We start from the raw sequence: 19733 nt of genomic DNA on the forward strand, positions 1-19733 counted from the left end.
GAGCGGCTCGCTGCGCATCGTGGTTAGCGTCGGCTGCTACACAGTTGCGTAGATACCTATGCAGTAGAGCCTGGTATCGCGCATTGATCGCAGCCAATCGTGCCTATTGGAACGCAGCCAGTTCCTTTTCGGCGAGGATGCTGATGTTGCGTCGTTGCATCTGGATCAGTCCGCACTCGACCAGGCGATGCAAAATCCGCGAAAAGGTTTCCGGTTGAATCCCCAGCTTCGACGCCACCAGGCGTTTGGATACCTGCAAGACAATCTGCCCGGTAACCGGGTGGCGTTCCTGGAGCAGAAAACTGATCACCCGACGGCTCGCGCTCGCCATGGTCAAGGTGTCGATGTCCCGCAGGCGCAGGTGCAGATGGACGCTCATGCTCGCCAGGATAGCCAGGCAGACTTTCGGCTGGTCTTCCAGCGCCTTGCGGTAATGGTGGCCCTCGATACTGACCAACACGCTGTCCTTGAGGGCGGTGCCGCTGACCGGGTAAAGCCGGGCCTGGCTGAAGAGCAGGGCTTCGGCGAAGGTCTGGCCGGGCTGAATGATTTCCACCAGGTTTTCCTGGCCTTCACCGTTGAGGCGGTAGAGTTTGATCTGGCCGCTGACCAGCAGGAAAAAGCGCTTGGCCGGATCGCCCTGGTACATCAGCGTGGCGTGGCACGGCAGGCGCTTGAGCATGGCCAGGCCGCAGACTTGCTCGAAAACGTTCTCCGGCAATTGGCTGAACAGATGATGACGACGCAGCGTCAAGACGATGGAAGGGTGGGTCAGCATGGCGTACCTCCGCTGACGGTCATTGTAGAGCGCGCAGGGGGGTTGACCTATGCCTCTGCCGGCCTACCTCCAAGGAGGCATACCTCAGCCCGTAATGCGTAGATGCTCCATGGCCCACACCGCCGCTTCGACCCGTGAACGCAAGCCAAGTTTGTGCAGCAGGTTCTTGACGTGGACCTTGACCGTTCCTTCGGTGATGCCCAGCTTGTGTCCGATAACCTTGTTGCTGTAGCCGCTGGCGATGGTCTTCAACACCTGGCGTTCACGCTCGGTCAGTTCTACCACCGCTTGACGCGGCGGTGAGCGCAACGCCTGGGCCATGACCTGCGTCAGGCCAGGGCTGATGACCAATGCGCCGTCGAGGGCATCGCGGATGTACTGGATCAGCAGCTCGGGCTCCATGTCCTTGAGCAGGTAACCGTCGGCATCCAGGCGCAGCGCATCGCGAATGTCGTCTTCGGCATCCGACACGGTAAACAGCAGTACCTTGCCGGTGTAATGCATGGCCCGCAATCGGCGCAGGGTCTCAATGCCATTCATCTGCGGCATGTTGTTGTCGAGTAGTACCAGGTCCGGTTGCAGTGGCTCGATCAGGGTGAGTGCTTCTTCGCCATGGTTGGCTTCGCCGACGATCAGGAAATCATCTTCGAGTTCAAGCATCTGGCGAATGCCGTGACGCATCATTGGATGATCGTCTACCAGCAGGATTCTATGGTGGGGGGACGGGGTCATGCGACGCTACCTTCTGTTTGCCGTTCGAGAAACTCGGGATGAAACTCCAGTTGGACGCGGGTCCCTTGCGGCGTCCTGGAAAATATCTGCAACTGGCCGCGCAGGCTGCGCGCACGTTCATCCATGATGTTCAGGCCGTGGTGTTCGCGTTGGTCGACAGTGCCGCTGAAGCCGCGCCCGTCATCTTCGACCGAGAGCCTGACGGTTTCGCCGTCCTGGCGCAGTTGCAGCCAGACGTTTTGCGCATGGGCATGGCGCAGACAGTTGGAAAGTGCCTCGCGGGTGATCTGCAAGATGTGGATTTGCTCGCTGGCGCAGAGCTGGAAGGCCAGCGCATCGACGTGCAGGTGGACCTTGAACTCGCCGCGACGGGAGAACTCCTCGGCGGTGTCCTTGAGCTCCTGCACCAGGCCTGCATCATTGATCTGCAAACGAAAAGTGGTCAGCAGTTCGCGTAGCTGGCGGTAGGCATTGTTCAGGCCCTCGCGCAACTCAGCGGTGACGGTTTCCAGGGTTTCGACCGGTTCGCCGCGGCGCATCAGGGTTTGCATGCGGCTGACTTGCAGCTTCATGTAGGACAGGGCCTGCGCCAGTGAATCGTGCAATTCGCGGGCGATGATCGTGCGCTCTTCAAGTAGCAGCAGGCGATGGTCCTGTTCCCGTTGGCGTTTGAGCGAAAGCGAGGTGCCAATCAGGTTGGCGAGGGCCTGGATCAGTTGGGTTTCCCAGGCTTGCGCGCAGTGGCCGTCGACAAAGTGGGCCTTGAGCTCGCCCAGTTCGCTGCCCTGGTTGCTGATGCTGAAGGTTTGCGGGCTGGTTTTGTGGTGTTTCTGGCACGTGGCGCAATCGCTGCTGGCGCAGACATCCCGACTGTTGGCACCGTGCAGGGCGAGTAATTGCTGGGCCGGTGCCTGCAAGTGTCCTTGCAGGCACAACGACAGGCGCAAGCCGGGCAGGCGTTGCTGGAAGCGCCGGATCAACTCGTCCAGCCCCTCGGCATTGGCCAGGCGCGTGGCCAGGCTTCGGCTGCTTTGATAGAGCAGTTCCAGCGCCGCGTTGGCTTGCTGCAGGTTCAAGGTTTTTTGCTGGACCTGGCTTTCAAGCGTGCGATGCGACTCCTCGATCGTCTCGGCCATGGCGTTGAAACTGGTGGCCAACTGGCCCAGTTCGTCATGGGACTGATGGTTGACCCGCACCTGGAACTCGCCGCGACGAAAGCGCTGGGTAGCGGCCACCAACTCTTGCAGCGGCGAGACGACGCCATACTGCAGTTCGTAGAGCCCGAGCAGCAAGACGATCAGCGTGGTGAACAAGGCCAGGCCTTGAATGACCTGTTGCCAGCCTTGCTTTTGCTCGCTCTGGCGCTGCAGCAGGCTGACGAACTGGTTCAGTTGTTCGACGAAGGGCAGGGCCATGGCCTGAAAAGCATTTGCATCGCCACGTTGAAGTGCCGGGTGCAAATCATCCTTCCAGCGTTGCTGGATCTGCCCATAGCTAGTTTGCAAATCGGTGGTCGGGCCATCTTCCAGCACCGCTTTGAGGGAATGGCTATTGAGGCGGGTTTGCAGGCTGTCGGTGATGGCAGCGATTTCTTCGCGGGGAGCGCCAGCGGCCAGTTTCCAGCTCAGGTGGTAAGTCTCCATGCGCACCGAGCCAGCGGTATTGATGGCGGCGGCATCGCCTTGGCTGAACCAGGCGATCAATCCGGCGCTCAACGAGCTGGCCAGGGCGAGGATGGCGATGAGGATCACCGCCAGCCCGGCGCGAGCGGGCAGGGAGCTGCGCAACCAGCGCATCATCAGCGCTGACCCTGGGCAAAGCCACGAAAACTGAGCATACGGCGTCCCGGAACACGGTTTTGCATCCCGTCCCGGGTGCGCTACCTCTAAAGAGTTGCCGACCGCTCCCTGTCAGTAAAGGTGGGGCTGGAAAACCTTAAGAGGCTGATAAATAAAGGCTTTCCAGGTGTCCATGCTCTACCTCCTTAGAGGTAGACAGGCTAAGCATAGGCCTATGCCCCCTTGGGCTTCGTTGACATGGGTCAAGTTTTTGCAGGGTTGGCGTCTCTAGTCTGCCGGCATGGTTAGCTGACTGGAGAACATTGTGACCCAACCCCGTGTACGACAAGGCTTGGTGCTTGGCATGAGCACACTGGCCTTCACCGTGTGTTTTATGGTCTGGATGATGTTCGCCGTGCTCGGCGTGCCGATCAAGGAACTGCTCCAGCTCAACGAAACGCAATTTGGCCTGCTGGCCGCCACCCCGGTGCTGACCGGCTCACTGGCGCGTCTGCCCCTGGGCCTGCTCACCGACCGCTTTGGTGGGCGCAGCGTGTTCCTGGTGCTGATGCTGACCTGCGTCGCACCGTTGTACCTGATCAGCCACGCCACTGCTTACTGGCAGTTCCTGGTGCTGGGCCTGTTCGTCGGCCTGGCCGGCGGCTCGTTTTCGGTGGGGATTGCCTACGTCGCCAAATGGTTCGACAAAGAGAACCAGGGCTTTGCGATGGGCATCTTTGGCGCCGGCAACGCGGGGGCTGCGGTGACCAAGTTTCTCGCGCCGGCCCTGATCGCCGCGGGTAGCTGGCAACTGGTACCGAAAGTCTTTAGCGCCATCCTCTTTGTCACGGCGTTGCTGTTCTGGTTTCTCAGTGCAGAAAACAAGGACCATCGCAGTGCGACCGGCGCCAGTTTGCGTGAGCAATTGAGCGCCCTGAAAGACCCTGCGGTGTGGCGCTACTGCCAGTACTACTCGATCGTCTTCGGCGGCTATGTGGCCCTCGCATTATGGATGACCCAATACTACGTGCGCGAATACGGTTTCAGCCTGCAAAGCGCCGCGTTGCTGGCCGCCTGTTTCTCCCTGCCTGGCGGTGTATTGCGTGCCGTCGGCGGCTGGATGTCGGATCGCTGGGGCGCGCAAAGCGTGACCTGGTGGGTGTTGTGGGTCAGTTGGATCTGCCTGTTCCTGCTTTCGTACCCACAGACCCAGTTGCAAGTGCAGTCGATCAACGGCCCGGTCAGTTTCCACATCGGCCTCACACCCACGCTGTTCACCGTGCTGCTGTTTGTCATGGGCATCGCCTTCGCATTCGGCAAGGCCTCGGTCTTCAAATACATCGCCAATGACTACCCGCAAAACATGGGCGCGGTGTCGGGCATTGTCGGCCTCGCGGGCGGCCTGGGCGGCTTCGTGTTGCCGATCCTGTTCGGCGCCCTGGTGGACCTCACCGGCGTGCGCTCTTCCTGCTTCATGTTGATGTACGGCGTGGTCTGGGTCTCCCTCACCTGGATGTACTTCAGCGAAATACGCAAGCGCCCGCTGCTGGGCAAACAGCCGCCAGCGACGTCGTCCCCGTTTTCCAGCATTGCCCAAGGAGAAGAACATGTCCGTTCTGCAAAAGCCTGACAAAGGCCCGGTCATCCATGACTGGCGCCCCGAAGACCCTGCGTTCTGGGGAAGCAGCGGCAAACAGACCGCCACCCGCAACCTGTGGATCTCCATTCCTGCACTGCTGCTGGCCTTTGCGGTGTGGATGGTCTGGAGCACGGTGATCGTGCGGTTGAACGCCATCGGCTTCAGCTTCACCACCGACCAGTTGTTCTGGCTGGCGGCATTGCCGGGGTTGTCCGGGGCGACCCTGCGCGTCTTCTATTCGTTCATGGTGCCGATCTTCGGGGGCCGGCGCTGGACCGCCGTGAGTACCGCGTCACTGCTGTTGCCGTCGATCTGGATGGGCTTGGCGGTGCAAGACCCGAGCACCTCGTACAGCGTGTTCGTGTTGATCGCGTTGCTCTGCGGCTTTGGTGGCGGCAACTTTGCCTCGAGCATGTCCAACATCAGCTTCTTCTATCCCAAGTCTCAGCAGGGTACAGCCCTTGGTCTCAACGCCGGGCTCGGCAACCTGGGTGTTTCGGTGATGCAGTTCTGCGTGCCGCTGGTGATTACTTTTGGCGTGTTCGGTTTCCTGGGCGGCCAGCCGCAAGTACTGCAGGACGGCGCTCAGTTGTGGTTGCAGAACGCCGGGTTCATTTGGGTGCCATTCATTGTGTTGGTGACAGTGTTGGCCTGGTTTGGCATGAATGACCTGTCCAGTGCCCGCGCCTCGTTCAGCGAGCAGGCGGTGATCTTCAAGCGCAAGCACAACTGGTTGATGTGCTGGTTGTACCTGGCGACCTTCGGTTCGTTCATCGGCTTCTCCGCGGCGTTTCCGCTGCTGATCAAGACCTCCTTTCCGGACGTCATCGCCTTGAAGTTCGCGTTCCTCGGCCCGCTGGTCGGCGCATTGGTTCGTCCGTTGGGCGGCTGGCTGGCGGACAAGCTCGGCGGCGCGAAAGTGACCCTGTGGAACTTCGTGCTGATGATCGTGATGGTCTTCGGTGTACTGCACTTTTTGCCCCAGGACGGATCGGGCGGCAACTTCTACGGTTTCCTCGGCATGTTCATGCTGCTGTTCATCACCACCGGCGTGGGCAACGGCTCCACCTTCAGGATGATCCCGGTGATCTTCCGCACCCTGCATGAAAGATCCGCTGCTGGAAAACCCGCCGCCGTGCGCGAACAAGCGCTCAAGGATGCCGGCAAGGAATCGGCCGCCGTCCTGGGTTTCAGTTCGGCCATGGGCGCCTTTGGTGCGTTCTTCATTCCCAAATCCTTCGGCACTTCGATGGCCCAGACCGGCGGCCCGGAGATGGCCTTCTACATGTTCGTCGGCTTTTACCTGAGCTGCATCCTGGTGACCTGGTGGTGGTATGCGCGCAAAGGCGCCGCGACACCCTGCTGAGTCGAGCCCGAATCCAACCATTGCGTGGGCGGGGCACAGAACCCCGCAGCAAGCCTGAGAGGTGTACACCGTGAGTCATTTACTGGACCAATTGCGGTTTTTCAATCGCAAGCAAAACGAGTTTTCCGACGGTCATGGAGAGACCCGCAAAGAGTCTCGCGACTGGGAAAACGTCTACCGTTCCCGCTGGCAGTACGACAAGATCGTGCGCTCCACCCACGGGGTGAACTGCACCGGGTCCTGCTCGTGGAAAATCTACGTCAAGAACGGCTTGATCACCTGGGAAACCCAACAGACCGACTACCCGCGCACCCGCAACGATCTGCCTAACCATGAACCCCGTGGTTGCCCGCGTGGCGCCAGTTATAGCTGGTACATCTACAGCGCGAACCGGCTCAAGTACCCGAAAATCCGCAAGCCGTTGCTGAAATTGTGGCGCGATGCGCGCCAGACCCTGGCGCCGGTCGAAGCCTGGGCGAGCATCGTTGAGGACAAGGCCAAGGCCGAGTCCTATAAAAGCAAGCGCGGCATGGGTGGCTTCATTCGTTCCAACTGGGAAGAAGTCAACGAGATCATCGCGGCGGCCAACGTCTACACCATCAAGCAATATGGGCCCGACCGCATTGTCGGCTTCTCGCCGATCCCGGCCATGTCGATGGTCAGCTACGCCGCCGGCTCGCGTTACCTGTCGCTGATCGGCGGCGCATGCCTGAGCTTCTATGACTGGTACTGCGACTTGCCACCGGCCTCGCCGATGGTCTGGGGCGAGCAGACCGACGTGCCGGAATCGGCCGACTGGTACAACTCCAACTACATCATTGCCTGGGGCTCCAACGTCCCTCAGACCCGGACCCCGGACGCGCACTTCTTTACCGAAGTGCGTTACAAGGGCACCAAGACGGTCGCCATTACCCCCGACTATTCGGAAGTCGCCAAGCTCACCGATCTGTGGCTGAACCCCAAACAAGGCACCGATGCGGCACTGGCGCAGGCGTTCAACCATGTCATCTTCAAAGAATTCCACCTCGACAAACCGAGCGCCTATTTCACCGAATACGCCAAGCGCTTCACCGATTTGCCGGTGCTGGTGCTGCTCAAGCAAATGGTCGACAAGGCACCGGGTGCCGGCTATCAGCCGGACCGTTTCCTGCGCGCCAGTGACCTGACCGACAACCTCGGCCAGGAAAACAACCCGGAATGGAAAACCATCGCCCTCGACGTCGACGGTGAACTGGTGTCCCCTCAGGGGTCCATCGGTTATCGCTGGGGAGAGAAGGGCAAGTGGAACATTCTTGCCCGTGAAGGTGGCGAAGGTCGCGAGATCGATCTGAAACTGAGCCTGATGGGCGATGACGTCGCCGAAGTGGCGTTCCCATATTTTGCCGGTGAGTCCCACGAACACTTCCAGCACGTCGCCGGCGATGCCGTGCAATACCGCCGGGTGCCGGTGCATAACGTGGTGCTGGCCGATGGTAGCGTCGCTAAAGTGGCCACCGTGTTCGACCTGTCGGCGGCCAACCTGGCGATTGATCGTGGCCTGGGCGGCGAAAACGTCGCCAAGGATTATGACGACGCCTCGGTGCCCGGCACCCCGGCCTGGCAGGAGAAAATCACCGGCGTGAGCCGCGAAAAAGCCATCCAGATCGCCCGTGAGTTTGCCGATAACGCCGACAAGACCAAGGGCCGCTCAATGATTATCGTCGGCGCGGCGATGAATCACTGGTACCACATGGACATGAACTACCGCGGGCTGATCAACATGCTCATGCTCTGCGGGTGTGTCGGCCAGACCGGCGGTGGTTGGGCGCACTACGTCGGCCAGGAAAAACTGCGCCCACAATGCGGTTGGCTGCCCCTGGCGTTCGGCCTGGACTGGAACCGTCCACCGCGGCAAATGAACGGCACCAGCTTTTTCTACGCCCACAGCTCGCAATGGCGCCACGAGAAAATGAGCATGCACGACGTGCTCTCGCCGTTGGCCGATAAATCCCAATTTCCCGAACACGCCCTGGACTACAACATCCGCGCCGAACGGGCCGGCTGGCTGCCCAGCGCGCCGCAACTCAATACCAACCCGCTGCACATCTGCCGCGATGCGGCCGCCGCCGGCATGGACCCGAAAGACTATGTGGTCAAGTCGTTGCAGGACGGTTCGTTGCGCTTCTCCTGCGAGCAGCCGGACAGCCCGGTGAACTTCCCGCGCAACATGTTTATCTGGCGTTCCAACCTGCTGGGCTCCTCGGGCAAGGGCCACGAGTACATGCTCAAGTACCTGCTCGGCACCAAGAACGGCGTGATGAACGAAGACATCGGCCAGGTCGGCGACTGCAAACCCGAAGAAGCCGAATGGGTCGACGAGGGCGCCATCGGCAAGCTCGACCTGGTGACCACGCTGGACTTTCGCATGTCCTCGACCTGCGTGTATTCCGACATCGTCTTGCCGACCGCGACCTGGTACGAAAAAGACGACATGAACACCTCGGACATGCACCCGTTCATTCACCCCTTGTCGGCCGCCATCGACCCCGCGTGGGAGTCGCGTTCCGACTGGGAGATCTACAAGGGCATTGCCAAGGCGTTTTCCAGCATGTCCGAAGGGCACCTGGGCGTCGAACAGGACCTGGTGACCCTGCCACTGATGCACGACAGCGTTGGCGAACTGGCTCAGCCGTTTGGCGGCACCGACTGGAAAAGTGACGGAGTGGCGCCAGTGCCGGGGAAAAACGCACCGAACCTGCATGTGGTCGAGCGTGATTATCCGAACATCTACAAGCAGTTCTCGTCCCTGGGGCCATTGCTGGAAAAACACGGCAACGGCGGCAAGGGCATCAACTGGAACACCGAAGACGAAGTGAAATTCCTCGGTGAACTGAACCACCACGAAGGCGATGCCGGCATCAGCCACGGTCGGCCGAAAATCGACACGGCTATCGACGCCGCTGAGGTGATCCTGTCCCTGGCGCCGGAAACCAACGGCCAGGTTGCCGTGAAAGCCTGGGCCGCGCTGTCGGAATTCACCGGCATCGACCACAGCCACCTGGCGCTGTCCAAGGCCCACGAGGCGATTCGTTTCCGCGACATCCAGGCCCAGCCGCGCAAGATCATTTCCAGCCCGACCTGGTCGGGGCTCGAAGACGATCACGTCAGCTACAACGCCGGCTACACCAACGTGCACGAGGCGATCCCATGGCGCACCATCACCGGCCGCCAGCAGTTCTACCAGGATCACCCGTGGATGCAGGCGTTCGGCGAACAGCTGATGAGTTATCGCCCACCGGTCAACACCCGCACCATTGAAGGGGTGAAGGGCAAGCGCAGCAATGGCGAGATCGAGATCGTCCTGAACTGGATCACCCCGCACCAGAAATGGGGTATCCACAGTACCTACAGCGACAACCTGCTGATGCTGACCCTCAGCCGTGGCGGGCCGATTGTCTGGCTCTCGGAGAATGATGCGAAAAGCGCCGGTATTGAAGACAACGACTGGATCGAGTGTTTCAACGTCAACGGTGCGCTGACCGCCCGTGCGGTGGTCAGCCAGCGGGTCAAGGACGGCATGGTGATGATGTACCACGCCCAGGAACGAATCGTGAACGTGCCCGGTTCCGAAACCACCAAGACCCGTGGCGGCCACCATAACTCGGTGACCCGCGTCGTGCTCAAGCCGACCCACATGATCGGTGGCTATGCCCAGCAAGCCTACGGTTTCAACTATTACGGCACCGTCGGCTGCAACCGCGATGAGTTTGTCGTGGTGCGCAAAATGTCCAAAGTCGACTGGCTCGATGGTTCGTCCGGTGATGACCTGCCGCGTCCGCTGCCGACCGATATCGAGGAGAACTGAGATGAAGATTCGCTCACAAATCGGCATGGTTCTGAACCTGGACAAATGCATCGGTTGCCACACGTGTTCGATCACCTGCAAAAACGTCTGGACCAGCCGCGAAGGCATGGAATACGCCTGGTTCAACAACGTTGAATCGAAACCGGGCATCGGCTATCCGAAGGAATGGGAAAACCAGGACAAGTGGAAGGGCGGCTGGATTCGCAACGCCAACGGCACGATCAACCCACGCATCGGCGGTAAATTTCGCGTATTGGCGAACATTTTTGCCAACCCGGACCTGCCGAGCCTCGACGACTACTACGAGCCGTTCGACTTCGACTACCAGCACCTGCACACCGCTCCGCTGGGCGAGCACCAGCCCACCGCGCGCCCGCGTTCGCTGATCTCCGGCAAACGCATGGAAAAAATCGAATGGGGCCCGAACTGGGAAGAAATCCTCGGTACCGAATTCGCCAAGCGTCGCAAGGACAAGAACTTTGACAAGATCCAGGCGGACATCTACGGCGAGTACGAAAACACCTTCATGATGTATCTGCCGCGCCTGTGCGAGCACTGCCTCAACCCGACCTGCGCGGCGTCGTGCCCCAGCGGGGCGATCTACAAGCGCGAAGAGGACGGCATCGTCCTGATCGACCAGGAAAAATGCCGTGGCTGGCGGATGTGCATCAGCGGCTGCCCGTACAAGAAGATCTACTTCAACTGGAAAAGCGGCAAATCCGAGAAATGCATCTTCTGCTACCCGCGTATCGAAGCCGGGATGCCGACGGTTTGCGCCGAAACCTGTGTCGGCCGTATCCGCTACCTCGGGGTGCTGCTGTATGACGCCGACCGTATCAGCGAAGTCGCCAGCACCGCCGACGAGCAGGACCTGTACGAAAAACAACTGGAGATCTTCCTCGATCCGAACGATCCAGCAGTCATCCGCCAGGCCTTGGCCGATGGTGTTCCGCAGTCGGTGATCGACTCGGCACAACGCTCGCCGGTCTACAAGATGGCCGTGGACTGGAAGCTCGCGCTGCCGCTGCACCCGGAATACCGCACCTTGCCGATGGTTTGGTATGTGCCGCCGCTTTCGCCGATCCAGAACGCCGCCACCGCCGGCACCGTGGGCATGAATGGGGTGATCCCGGATGTGGACAGCCTGCGCATTCCCCTCAAGTACCTGGCCAACCTGCTGACGGCGGGCGATGAAAAACCGGTCAAGCGTGCGCTCAAACGCTTGCTGGCGATGCGCGCCTACAAACGTTCCGAGCAAGTCGATGGCGTGCAGGACTTGCAAGTGCTGGCGGATGTCGGCTTGAGCGTGGCCCAGGTCGAAGAGATGTATCGCTACCTGGCGATTGCCAACTATGAAGACCGCTTCGTGGTACCGAGTGCGCACCGTGAAGACGCCATGAGCGACGCCTTCGCCGAGCGCTCCGGTTGCGGCTTCAGTTTCGGCAGCGGTTGCAGCGGCAGTTCCGACACCAACCTGTTTGGGGCGAAGAAAGCCAACCGCCGCGACATCCTCAAAACCGTGCAGGTGTGGGAGCAATGAGCATGCAAATTCTCAAAGTGATTTCGCTGCTGCTCGACTACCCGACCGAGGCACTGACGGGCGGTCGCGACGAACTGGAACAAGCAATTGTCCAGTCCCGGGAAATCAGCCCGACGCAACGTGGCGCATTGTTCGAGTTGCTGGAACTGATCTGCGCCAATGACCTGATGGACGGGCAGGAGCACTACGGTGCGCTGTTCGGCCGCGGGCGCTCGCTGTCGCTGCTGTTGTTTGAGCACGTGCACGGTGAGTCCCGTGACCGTGGCCAGGCGATGGTCGACATGATGGCCCAGTACGAAGCCGCCGGTTTTGCCATTGGCGTCAAGGAGCTGCCGGACTATATCCCGCTGTACCTGGAGTTCCTCTCGACCCGCGAAGACATTGAGGCCCGCGAAGGCCTGGCGGATGTGGCGCATTTGCTGGCCTTGCTGGCGGCGCGCCTGGAGGAGCGTGAAAGCGCTTACGCCAGTTGCTTCCGGGCGTTGCTGCAGATCGCCGGGGCCGAGCCCCATCAAGCGGTGGCTGACCTGCGCGAACAGGTCGCCGCAGAACCGCGCGATGACTCCCTCGAAGCCCTCGACAAGATCTGGGAAGAAGAGGCCGTGGACTTTCTGCAGGCCGAACAGCAGGACCGTTGCAGTTCGCTGCCAAGCGCGCCGGGCAAGGCCCGGGAAGAAAGCGCGGTGCCGCTGCACTGGGTCGATTTTCAGCATGAAGGGCTGGCCGCTGTGCCAGCCAAGGAGGTGGGTAATGTCTAAATGGAATCTTTTGCTGTTCGGGGTTTACCCTTATGTGGCCCTGGCGATTTTCCTGCTTGGCAGTTGGGCACGCTTCGATCTGTCGCAGTACACGTGGAAGGCCGGCTCCAGCCAGATGCTCAACCAGCGTGGCATGCGCGTGGCGAGTAACTTTTTCCATATCGGCGTGTTGTTCGTGCTGGCCGGGCACTTCGTCGGCCTGCTGACGCCGGCATCGGTCTACCACCATGTGATCAGCACGCAGAACAAGCAGTTACTGGCGATGGTTTCCGGTGGGGTCTTCGGCCTGTTATGCCTGGTGGGGTTGCTGATGCTGATCAAGCGGCGGCTGACCGACCCACGGGTTCGCGCCACTTCCAGCCCGTCGGACATCTTGGTCCTGCTGGTGCTGCTCGCGCAATTGCTGCTCGGCCTGCTGACGATCGTCGCGTCCACCGACCACATGGACGGCTCGGTGATGGTGATGCTCGCCGACTGGGCGCAGAACACTGTGCTGCTGCGGCCAATGGAAGCGGCGGCGTCTATCGCACCCGTCGGGCTGACCTACAAGCTGCATGTGTTTCTCGGCTTGACCTTGTTCGTGCTGTTTCCCTTCACCCGTCTCGTACACATGATCAGCGCACCGGTCTGGTACTTGGGGCGTCGCTATCAAATCGTTCGGCAGAAATTCTGAGGAGACAATCATGTCAGGTGGATGTGGATGTGGCGGCGGTAACGGGGGCAGCGGTGGCTGCGGTTCTTCAAAAAAACTCGAGGCCGATGTAGTGGATATCGCGCCGACCGGTGTGGTGCAGGTTGATGAGCTGCCGGTTGCGCCAGCAGCCGATGACGCCCCGGCGCAGCTGATCGCCAGCAGCGAGCAGGAGTGGCCGATCATCAGCGTCAATGAGGTGTCGATCACCCCACAGGCGCTGGCCCAGGAGTTGCAGTATCACCCGGCGCCAACCCGCGAGGAGGCGGTCTACCAGGCCGCTCGAGCGCTGGTGATCCGTGAGTTGTTGCAGCAACGCATTGCCGAACTCGGTGTGTCGCTGCAGATCGGCGCCGGTGAGAACGAAGAAGAAGCAGCCACGCGCTTGTTGCTTGAGCGTGAGGTGCATGTGCCGCAGTGCGACGAAGAAACCAGCCGGCGTTATTACGAAAATAACCGCGGGCGCTTTCACAGCGCGCCGTTGCTGGCCGTGCGGCACATCCTCCTTGAATGTGCGCCGGACGATGCCGAGGCCCGTGCACTTGCGCATGCCCAGGCTGAAATCCTGCTGCAACGGCTGGCGGACCTCCCCGGCAGTTTTGCCGAGCTGGCGGTGAAGTATTCGGCCTGCCCGTCGAAGGCTCAGGGCGGCTCCTTAGGGCAGATCAGCAAGGGCCAGACCGTGCCCGAACTGGAACGCCAGCTGTTCACCCTGGCACCGGGGCTGGCCAGTAAACCTTTGGAAAGCCGTTACGGCTGGCACGTGGTCAGTGTCGATCAGCGGATCGAAGGCATGCCGTTACCCTACGAAGTGGTGTCGACGGCGATCCGCACGCAGTTGCAGCAAGGCGTCTGGCAAAAAGCCCTGGTGCAATACCTGCAAACCCTGATCGGTGCGGCGGATATTCGCGGCATCCATTTGCAGGGTGCCGACTCGCCGCTGGTGCAGTGAGCCTTGGGGCAACGGGAGAAGTGATGAACGCGGTCATGCAGGATGGTTTTGGACGGCAGATTGACTATCTGCGAATGTCGGTGACGGACCGTTGTGATTTTCGCTGTGTGTATTGCATGGCGAAAAACATGACGTTCCTGCCGCGTCAGCAGGTCCTGACGCTGGAGGAGTTGCAGCGTCTGGCGACGCTGTTCGTCGGCCTCGGTGTACGCAAGATTCGCCTGACCGGTGGTGAGCCGCTGATCCGTCCCGGCATTGTCGATTTATGCCGCAATATCGCCGCGTTGCCGGGTTTGCGGGAACTGGTGATGACCAGCAACGGCTCGCAACTCGGCCGGTTGGCCCGGCCGTTGGCGGAGGCGGGCGTCAAGCGCATGAACATCAGCCTCGATAGCCTGGACGCGCAGAAATTTCGCGCGATCACCCGCAACGGCGATCTCGACCAAGTGCTGGGCGGCATTGAAGCGGCGCGCGGCGCGGGGTTTGAGCGGGTCAAGCTCAACTGCGTCGTGATGAAGGGGCGCAACTTCGATGAAGTGCTGGGGCTGGTGCAGTACGCCATCCGGCAACGCATCGACATCAGTTTCATCGAAGAAATGCCCTTGGGCGACGTAGGGCGCTCACGGGGCGAAGCGTTTTGCTCCAGCGATGAGGTGCGAACGCTGATCGCCAGCCGGCACCGGTTGCTCGACAGCGCCGAAAACAGTGGGGGGCCGGCGCGTTACGTGCGCCTGGAGAGCCATCCCGATACTCGCATCGGCTTCATCTCACCCAACAGTCACAACTTTTGTGGCAGTTGCAACCGGGTACGGATGACCGTTGAGGGGAAGCTGTTGCTGTGCCTGGGGCAGGACGACGCGCTGGATTTGCGTGGCTTGCTGCGCCGCTATCCGCTGGACGATCAACCGCTGATCGACGCCGTGCACAAAGCCCTGCACGGCAAGCCATTGCGCCACGACTTCAACCCTGGCGGCGAGGTGCAAGTAGTGCGCTTTATGAACATGAGTGGCGGCTGAACGGGATACGCCGAGCCACCGTGGACCCTCGTTGGCCATGTATTTGTCATCGGTCCTGGGGGCGGTTTTTTGCCTCACAATCTTGATATTGATCAATTGCAAAAGCACCTATTGCCCGTAGTCTTCACTGCATATTGTGTTTTTTGTTTATTAAATACCTATATGTAGTGTTTGGAGGCTTAATGCAAAGCACGCTGGTTTCAGTGGGATTTACCCGTTTGCACAAGCGCGACGGCAACCTGGTCGCCTTCGATGCGGACAAAATCCGTCAGGCATTGATCGCGGCGGGCAAGGCCACCGGGGAATATACCGAGGTAGAAGCCGAAGGATTGCTGCAGGCGGTACTGGCCCGGCTGGAAGGCTTGTCCAGGCTGCATGTCGAGCAAATCCAGGACCGCGTTGAAAGGGTGCTGATGGACGCCGGTTATTTCCTTTCCATGCGGGCCTACATCGTCTATCGCGAACAACACGGGCGTTTGCGCCGTGACCGGCGGACCCTGGTCGAAGTGGCGGCGTCGATGAACGAATACCTGGACCGTGAAGACTGGCGGGTCCAGGCCAATGCTAATCAGGGCTACTCCCTGGGTGGGCTGGTGCTGAATGTGTCGGGTAAGGTCACTGCCAACTACTGGCTGGACGAGGTGTACAGCGAAGCCATTGGCCAGGCACATCGCGAGGCTGATCTGCATGTGCACGACCTGGACATGCTGGCCGGATATTGCGCCGGCTGGTCGCTGCGGACCTTGTTGCACGAGGGGCTCAACGGCGTGCCAGGGCGTGTCGAAGCCGGGCCGCCAAAGCACTTGAGCAGTGCCCTGGGGCAAATGGTGAATTTTCTCGGCACGTTGCAAAACGAATGGGCCGGCGCCCAGGCTTTCAGCTCGTTCGATACCTACCTGGCGCCGTACCTGCGTAAGGATCAATTGAGCTATGCGCAGGTTCGCCAGGCGATCCAGGAATTCATCTACAACCTCAACGTACCGTCGCGCTGGGGCACCCAGACCCCGTTCACCAATCTGACCTTCGACTGGGTGTGCCCGCAGGATCTACGCGAGCAGATCCCTGTCATCGGTGGTGAGGAAATGCCGTTTGCCTACGGCGACCTGCAAGTTGAAATGGATATGCTCAACCGTGCCTACATCGAGGTGATGCAGGCCGGTGATGCAAAAGGGCGGGTATTTACCTTCCCGATCCCGACCTACAACATTACCCATGACTTTCCGTGGGACAGCGAGAACGCTGATCGCCTGTTCGAAATGACGGCCCGTTATGGCCTGCCGTATTTCCAGAACTTCCTCAATTCCGATCTGCAACCCAACCAGGTGCGGTCCATGTGCTGCAGGTTGCAGCTGGATGTACGCGAATTGCTCAAGCGCGGCGGCGGTTTGTTTGGCTCGGCGGAACAGACCGGATCGCTGGGCGTGGTAACCATCAACTGCGCGCGCCTGGGTTATGTATTCAAGGGCGACACCAGCGGTCTGCTCAAGCGGCTGGACTCGCTGATGGAATTGGCGATGGAGAGCCTGGAAGTCAAACGCAAGGTCATCCAGCACCATATGGATGCCGGTTTGTACCCTTACACCAAGCGTTACCTGGGTACCTTGCGCAACCATTTCTCCACCATCGGCCTCAATGGCCTGCATGAAATGCTGCGCAACTTCACCGCTGACAAAGAGGGCACGCACACCGAACAGGGCCGCCAGTTCGCCCTGAAGCTGCTGGACCATGTGCGCGCCACGTTGCTGCGTTTCCAGGAAGAAACCGGGCACCTCTACAACCTGGAAGCGACCCCGGCGGAAGGCACTACCTATCGTTTCGCCAAGGAAGACCTCAAGCGTTACCCCGACATCCTCCAGGCCGGCTCGCTGCAAGCGCCGTATTACACCAACTCCTCGCAACTGCCGGTGGGCTACACCGACGACCCCTTTGAAGCCCTGCAACTGCAAGACGAACTGCAATGCAAATACACCGGGGGCACGGTCTTGCATCTGTACATGGCCGAGCGGATTTCCTCGACCCAAGCCTGCAAGCAACTGGTGCGCAAAGCCCTTGGACGCTTCCGCCTGCCGTACCTGACCGTGACCCCGACGTTCTCCATCTGCCCGGTGCACGGTTACCTCGATGGCGAGCACGAGTTCTGTCCCAAATGTGACGAGGTTCTGCTGTTGAAAGAACAGCAACCCGACACCGCTCATTGATTTCGATTCACTCAATCGCAAGGAGCTTCACCATGACTGCATCGCAAACACTGCCCCAGGCTCAACGTCAACGCTGCGAAGTCTGGACTCGGGTAATGGGTTATCACCGTCCGGTATCGGCGTTCAATCCGGGCAAACAATCCGAGCACCGCGAGCGGATGCACTTCACTGAAAGCGCGGCGCTGGCCGCTCGCCAATGAGCCGAACGCTGCGGCTTGGGGGCATGGTGCCCCTGACCACCATCGACTATCCAGGGCTGCTCGCCTGTGTGTTGTTTTGCCAGGGGTGCGCCTGGCGTTGTCGTTACTGCCATAACCCGCAGTTGATCCCGCCTCGCGGCACCGACGAAGTCGATTGGCGGCGGGTATTGGCGTTCCTGCAACGCCGGCAGGACCTGCTCGATGCGGTGGTGTTCAGCGGCGGTGAGCCAACCTTGCAAGAGGGTTTACTGGGCGCCATGAACGAAGTGCGGGCGATGGGCTTTCGCATCGGTCTTCACAGTGCCGGTATCAAGCCAACAGCCTTTGCCAGGGCGCTGACCGGTGCCGATTGGGTCGGTTTCGATGTCAAGGCCTTGCCCGAGGATTGCCAGGCAATCACTCGGGTCCAAGGCAGTGGAGCGGCGAACTGGCGCAGCCTTGAGCATCTTCTGGCCAGCGGTGTGGACTACGAATGCCGTACCACCGTGCATTGGCATCTGTTCAAGCCGGCAGGTCTGTTGACCCTGGCGCAGCGCTTGAGTGAACTGGGGGTCAAACGCTTTGCCGTGCAGCTGGTACGCACCGAGCAGATGTTTGATCCTCAGCTGCCGAGTGTGCTGGCACCTGCCTTGCTTACGGATCTTTGGGCGGCCATGCGCGAGTTGTTTCCAGCGTTCGTGTTGCGGGGGTAATCGAGGCTACGGATAAAACCTTTATTCGAGGTTAATAGCTTGATATCCGTCAAGGATGGCTTCGCACGGAAGCTGTAGGTTGTAAAAACGCCTCTCAATGATTGGAGATCGGCATGGCCAAGCACTTCCCCGTCAACCCCAGCCACCCCGAACGAATCTGTTGGGGGTGCGACCGCTATTGCCCGGCCAAGTCATTGGCGTGCGGCAATGGCTCCGAGCGTACGATGCACCCAGCCGAACTGTTTGGTGAAGATTGGTGCGTGCCCGGTGACTGGGGGATCGAGCGACCTATCGTCACCGACAAGGCGGCGGATGAACGCCAGTCGTAGGTCACCGCTCTCGGCAACCCTCGGACCGCAGGCTTTTTTACGATGGTCTCAGCTTGCTTTTCATCTGCAGGGCAAGTATGCCGATGGCCACCAACGCAGCACCTACGCCCGCAATCGGTATAAAGGCGAGCCCGAAACGGGTAATGATCCAGCCTGCGCCGATGCCACCCAATGCGGTTCCTAAGTTGAACGAAGCAATATTGAGTCCTGAAGCCACGCTACTGGATTGCGGAACATAGTGGTGTGCCAGGCGCAGCAGGCGCAGGGTTGACATGGTCACTATGGCGAAGAACACCACACCCAATAACCCCACCAGCATTAACGTGGCGATCAGCGAATCGCCCCACACGTACAAGCTCAACAGGTTAAGCATCAACGCCGTCAACCCACCGAGCAAACATCGATCGGCGTCGAAGGCATCGACGAGATAGCCGCCAAGCAAATTGCCGAGAATGGAGCAGACACCGAACACCAGCATTGCCAGGCTCAGGATCTGCGGCTGCACACGGGTGATATCCAGCAGGAACGGCGACACGAAGGTAAAGAATGAAAAAGTCGCCACGCTCACCAGCATCGCGATCGTGGCCGCCACCAACAGTTCGCGGTGCAATAGGGCCGCGAGGCTTTGTTTCAGGTCTGTGGCTTGGTGAGTCGAGCAAAGGGGGCGCTGACGCATCAGAAGCGCCAGGCCAGCGGTGCTGATGAGTCCCAGGCCACCGATGGCCAGGAACACTATGCGCCATGACCAGTAGCTGCCGAGGAAGGTGCCGATAGGCACGCCAAAGGCGATCGAAAGGGTCAGTCCCATCCACACCAGCGATAGCGCTCGCCCTGCGCGCAGCGGGTCGACCAGTTTGACCGCGGCGTTGGAGGCCACGGCCATGAATACCCCATGGGCCAGGCCGATAATGAAACGTACGCCATGCAGGGTCAGAATATCAGGCGCCAGGCTGATGACCACGCTGCCAGCGGCAAGCACGCCGAGGGTCAGCAGCAGTACGGTTTTGTCGCGCCAATTGGCCAACAGGGCCGTGATGATCGGGGCGCCAATGGCGGCGCCCAAGGCATAGGCCGCGATGGCTGAGCCGACGTGCGAGATGGACTCATGCAGATCCACCGATATGGCCGACACCAGGCCGGCCACGACGAACTCGGACAAGCCGAATGTAAAAGTGCAGAGCGAAAAAATGTAGATGACGGCTGGCATTCAGCGTCTCCTT

The 19733-nt window shown here is 60.3% G+C and carries 16 protein-coding genes; 12 read left to right on the top strand and 4 right to left on the bottom strand.

Features of this window, described 5'->3' with window-relative positions; all coding sequences use genetic code 11:
- Positions 1-103: 103 nt before the first annotated feature.
- From QZR30_RS23815 to QZR30_RS23825, 3 genes are all read right to left on the bottom strand, one after another.
- A complete protein-coding gene (locus tag QZR30_RS23815; RefSeq protein WP_046072052.1) occupies positions 104-778 on the bottom strand; it encodes a Crp/Fnr family transcriptional regulator in 675 nt (224 codons plus the stop codon).
- An 84-nt stretch (positions 779-862) separates the two neighbouring features.
- Positions 863-1510, bottom strand: coding sequence for a two-component system response regulator NarL (gene narL / locus QZR30_RS23820; RefSeq protein ID WP_056846068.1), 648 nt, complete (start codon positions 1508-1510; stop codon positions 863-865).
- Positions 1507-3309 carry a histidine kinase gene (locus tag QZR30_RS23825; protein WP_056846067.1) on the bottom strand — a complete coding sequence of 601 codons (1803 nt, stop codon included), beginning with the start codon at positions 3307-3309 and terminating at the stop codon, positions 1507-1509. Before QZR30_RS23825 ends, narL begins: the two co-directional genes overlap by 4 nt.
- A gap of 304 nt (positions 3310-3613) precedes the next feature.
- On the opposite strand from QZR30_RS23825, the gene QZR30_RS23830 reads away from it, so the two are divergent.
- The 12 genes from QZR30_RS23830 to QZR30_RS23885 all read left to right on the top strand — a co-directional run bounded on the left by QZR30_RS23830 (position 3614) and on the right by QZR30_RS23885 (position 18513).
- Complete coding sequence (locus QZR30_RS23830; protein WP_043051184.1) at positions 3614-4918, top strand: MFS transporter; 1305 nt, start codon at positions 3614-3616, stop codon at positions 4916-4918.
- Positions 4896-6293 carry a NarK family nitrate/nitrite MFS transporter gene (locus QZR30_RS23835; protein ID WP_046072055.1) on the top strand — a complete coding sequence of 466 codons (1398 nt, stop codon included), beginning with the start codon at positions 4896-4898 and terminating at the stop codon, positions 6291-6293. Before QZR30_RS23830 ends, QZR30_RS23835 begins: the two co-directional genes overlap by 23 nt.
- Before the next feature lie 70 nt (positions 6294-6363).
- Entirely contained in the window at positions 6364-10137 is a 3774-nt protein-coding gene (locus QZR30_RS23840) for a nitrate reductase subunit alpha (protein ID WP_046072717.1), read from the top strand.
- A 1-nt stretch (position 10138) separates the two neighbouring features.
- Positions 10139-11677, top strand: coding sequence for a nitrate reductase subunit beta (gene narH, locus QZR30_RS23845; RefSeq protein ID WP_046072056.1), 1539 nt, complete (start codon positions 10139-10141; stop codon positions 11675-11677).
- Between the two features lie 2 nt (positions 11678-11679).
- Positions 11680-12435, top strand: coding sequence for a nitrate reductase molybdenum cofactor assembly chaperone (narJ, locus tag QZR30_RS23850; RefSeq protein WP_046072057.1), 756 nt, complete (start codon positions 11680-11682; stop codon positions 12433-12435).
- Positions 12428-13108 carry a respiratory nitrate reductase subunit gamma gene (gene narI, locus QZR30_RS23855; protein WP_311904359.1) on the top strand — a complete coding sequence of 227 codons (681 nt, stop codon included), beginning with the start codon at positions 12428-12430 and terminating at the stop codon, positions 13106-13108. Before narJ ends, narI begins: the two co-directional genes overlap by 8 nt.
- A gap of 10 nt (positions 13109-13118) precedes the next feature.
- Complete coding sequence (locus QZR30_RS23860) at positions 13119-14078, top strand: peptidylprolyl isomerase (protein WP_311904360.1); 960 nt, start codon at positions 13119-13121, stop codon at positions 14076-14078.
- A 23-nt stretch (positions 14079-14101) separates the two neighbouring features.
- Positions 14102-15094: a GTP 3',8-cyclase MoaA gene (gene moaA, locus QZR30_RS23865; RefSeq protein ID WP_046072060.1), complete on the top strand. Its 993-nt coding sequence runs from the start codon at positions 14102-14104 to the stop codon at positions 15092-15094.
- Positions 15095-15276: 182 nt separating this feature from the next.
- A complete protein-coding gene (locus QZR30_RS23870; RefSeq protein WP_311904361.1) occupies positions 15277-17292 on the top strand; it encodes a ribonucleoside triphosphate reductase in 2016 nt (671 codons plus the stop codon).
- 32 nt (positions 17293-17324) lie between these two features.
- The gene (gene nrdD, locus QZR30_RS23875) at positions 17325-17492 is read left to right on the top strand and encodes an anaerobic ribonucleoside-triphosphate reductase (protein ID WP_046072062.1); all 168 of its coding nucleotides are present in this window, start codon (positions 17325-17327) and stop codon (positions 17490-17492) included.
- Positions 17489-18184, top strand: a complete 696-nt coding sequence (locus QZR30_RS23880; protein WP_311904362.1) for an anaerobic ribonucleoside-triphosphate reductase activating protein — start codon at positions 17489-17491, stop codon at positions 18182-18184. Before nrdD ends, QZR30_RS23880 begins: the two co-directional genes overlap by 4 nt.
- A gap of 113 nt (positions 18185-18297) precedes the next feature.
- Positions 18298-18513 (top strand): DUF3079 domain-containing protein, encoded by a 216-nt coding sequence (locus tag QZR30_RS23885; RefSeq protein WP_046072064.1) that lies wholly within the window; start codon positions 18298-18300, stop codon positions 18511-18513.
- 37 nt (positions 18514-18550) lie between these two features.
- On the opposite strand, the gene QZR30_RS23890 is transcribed toward QZR30_RS23885, so the two are convergent.
- Complete coding sequence (locus QZR30_RS23890; RefSeq protein ID WP_068966891.1) at positions 18551-19720, bottom strand: MFS transporter; 1170 nt, start codon at positions 19718-19720, stop codon at positions 18551-18553.
- Positions 19721-19733 lie beyond the last annotated feature (13 nt).

This window comes from Pseudomonas sp. rhizo25 (assembly GCF_031931935.1).
Taxonomy (GTDB): Bacteria; Pseudomonadota; Gammaproteobacteria; order Pseudomonadales; family Pseudomonadaceae; genus Aquipseudomonas; species Aquipseudomonas synxantha.

What these genes read in the sequence shown, in the direction of transcription:
- nrdD (WP_046072062.1), top strand. Translation starts at nt 17,325, where the DNA reads ATGACTGCATCGCAAACACTGCCCCAGGCTCAACGTCAACGCTGCGAA.
- QZR30_RS23825 (WP_056846067.1), bottom strand. Translation starts at nt 3,309, where the DNA reads ATGATGCGCTGGTTGCGCAGCTCCCTGCCCGCTCGCGCCGGGCTGGCG.
- narH (WP_046072056.1), top strand. Translation starts at nt 10,139, where the DNA reads ATGAAGATTCGCTCACAAATCGGCATGGTTCTGAACCTGGACAAATGC.
- QZR30_RS23835 (WP_046072055.1), top strand. Translation starts at nt 4,896, where the DNA reads ATGTCCGTTCTGCAAAAGCCTGACAAAGGCCCGGTCATCCATGACTGG.
- QZR30_RS23815 (WP_046072052.1), bottom strand. Translation starts at nt 778, where the DNA reads ATGCTGACCCACCCTTCCATCGTCTTGACGCTGCGTCGTCATCATCTG.
- QZR30_RS23885 (WP_046072064.1), top strand. Translation starts at nt 18,298, where the DNA reads ATGGCCAAGCACTTCCCCGTCAACCCCAGCCACCCCGAACGAATCTGT.
- moaA (WP_046072060.1), top strand. Translation starts at nt 14,102, where the DNA reads ATGAACGCGGTCATGCAGGATGGTTTTGGACGGCAGATTGACTATCTG.
- QZR30_RS23880 (WP_311904362.1), top strand. Translation starts at nt 17,489, where the DNA reads ATGAGCCGAACGCTGCGGCTTGGGGGCATGGTGCCCCTGACCACCATC.
- narL (WP_056846068.1), bottom strand. Translation starts at nt 1,510, where the DNA reads ATGACCCCGTCCCCCCACCATAGAATCCTGCTGGTAGACGATCATCCA.
- QZR30_RS23870 (WP_311904361.1), top strand. Translation starts at nt 15,277, where the DNA reads ATGCAAAGCACGCTGGTTTCAGTGGGATTTACCCGTTTGCACAAGCGC.
- QZR30_RS23890 (WP_068966891.1), bottom strand. Translation starts at nt 19,720, where the DNA reads ATGCCAGCCGTCATCTACATTTTTTCGCTCTGCACTTTTACATTCGGC.
- narI (WP_311904359.1), top strand. Translation starts at nt 12,428, where the DNA reads ATGTCTAAATGGAATCTTTTGCTGTTCGGGGTTTACCCTTATGTGGCC.
- narJ (WP_046072057.1), top strand. Translation starts at nt 11,680, where the DNA reads ATGCAAATTCTCAAAGTGATTTCGCTGCTGCTCGACTACCCGACCGAG.
- QZR30_RS23860 (WP_311904360.1), top strand. Translation starts at nt 13,119, where the DNA reads ATGTCAGGTGGATGTGGATGTGGCGGCGGTAACGGGGGCAGCGGTGGC.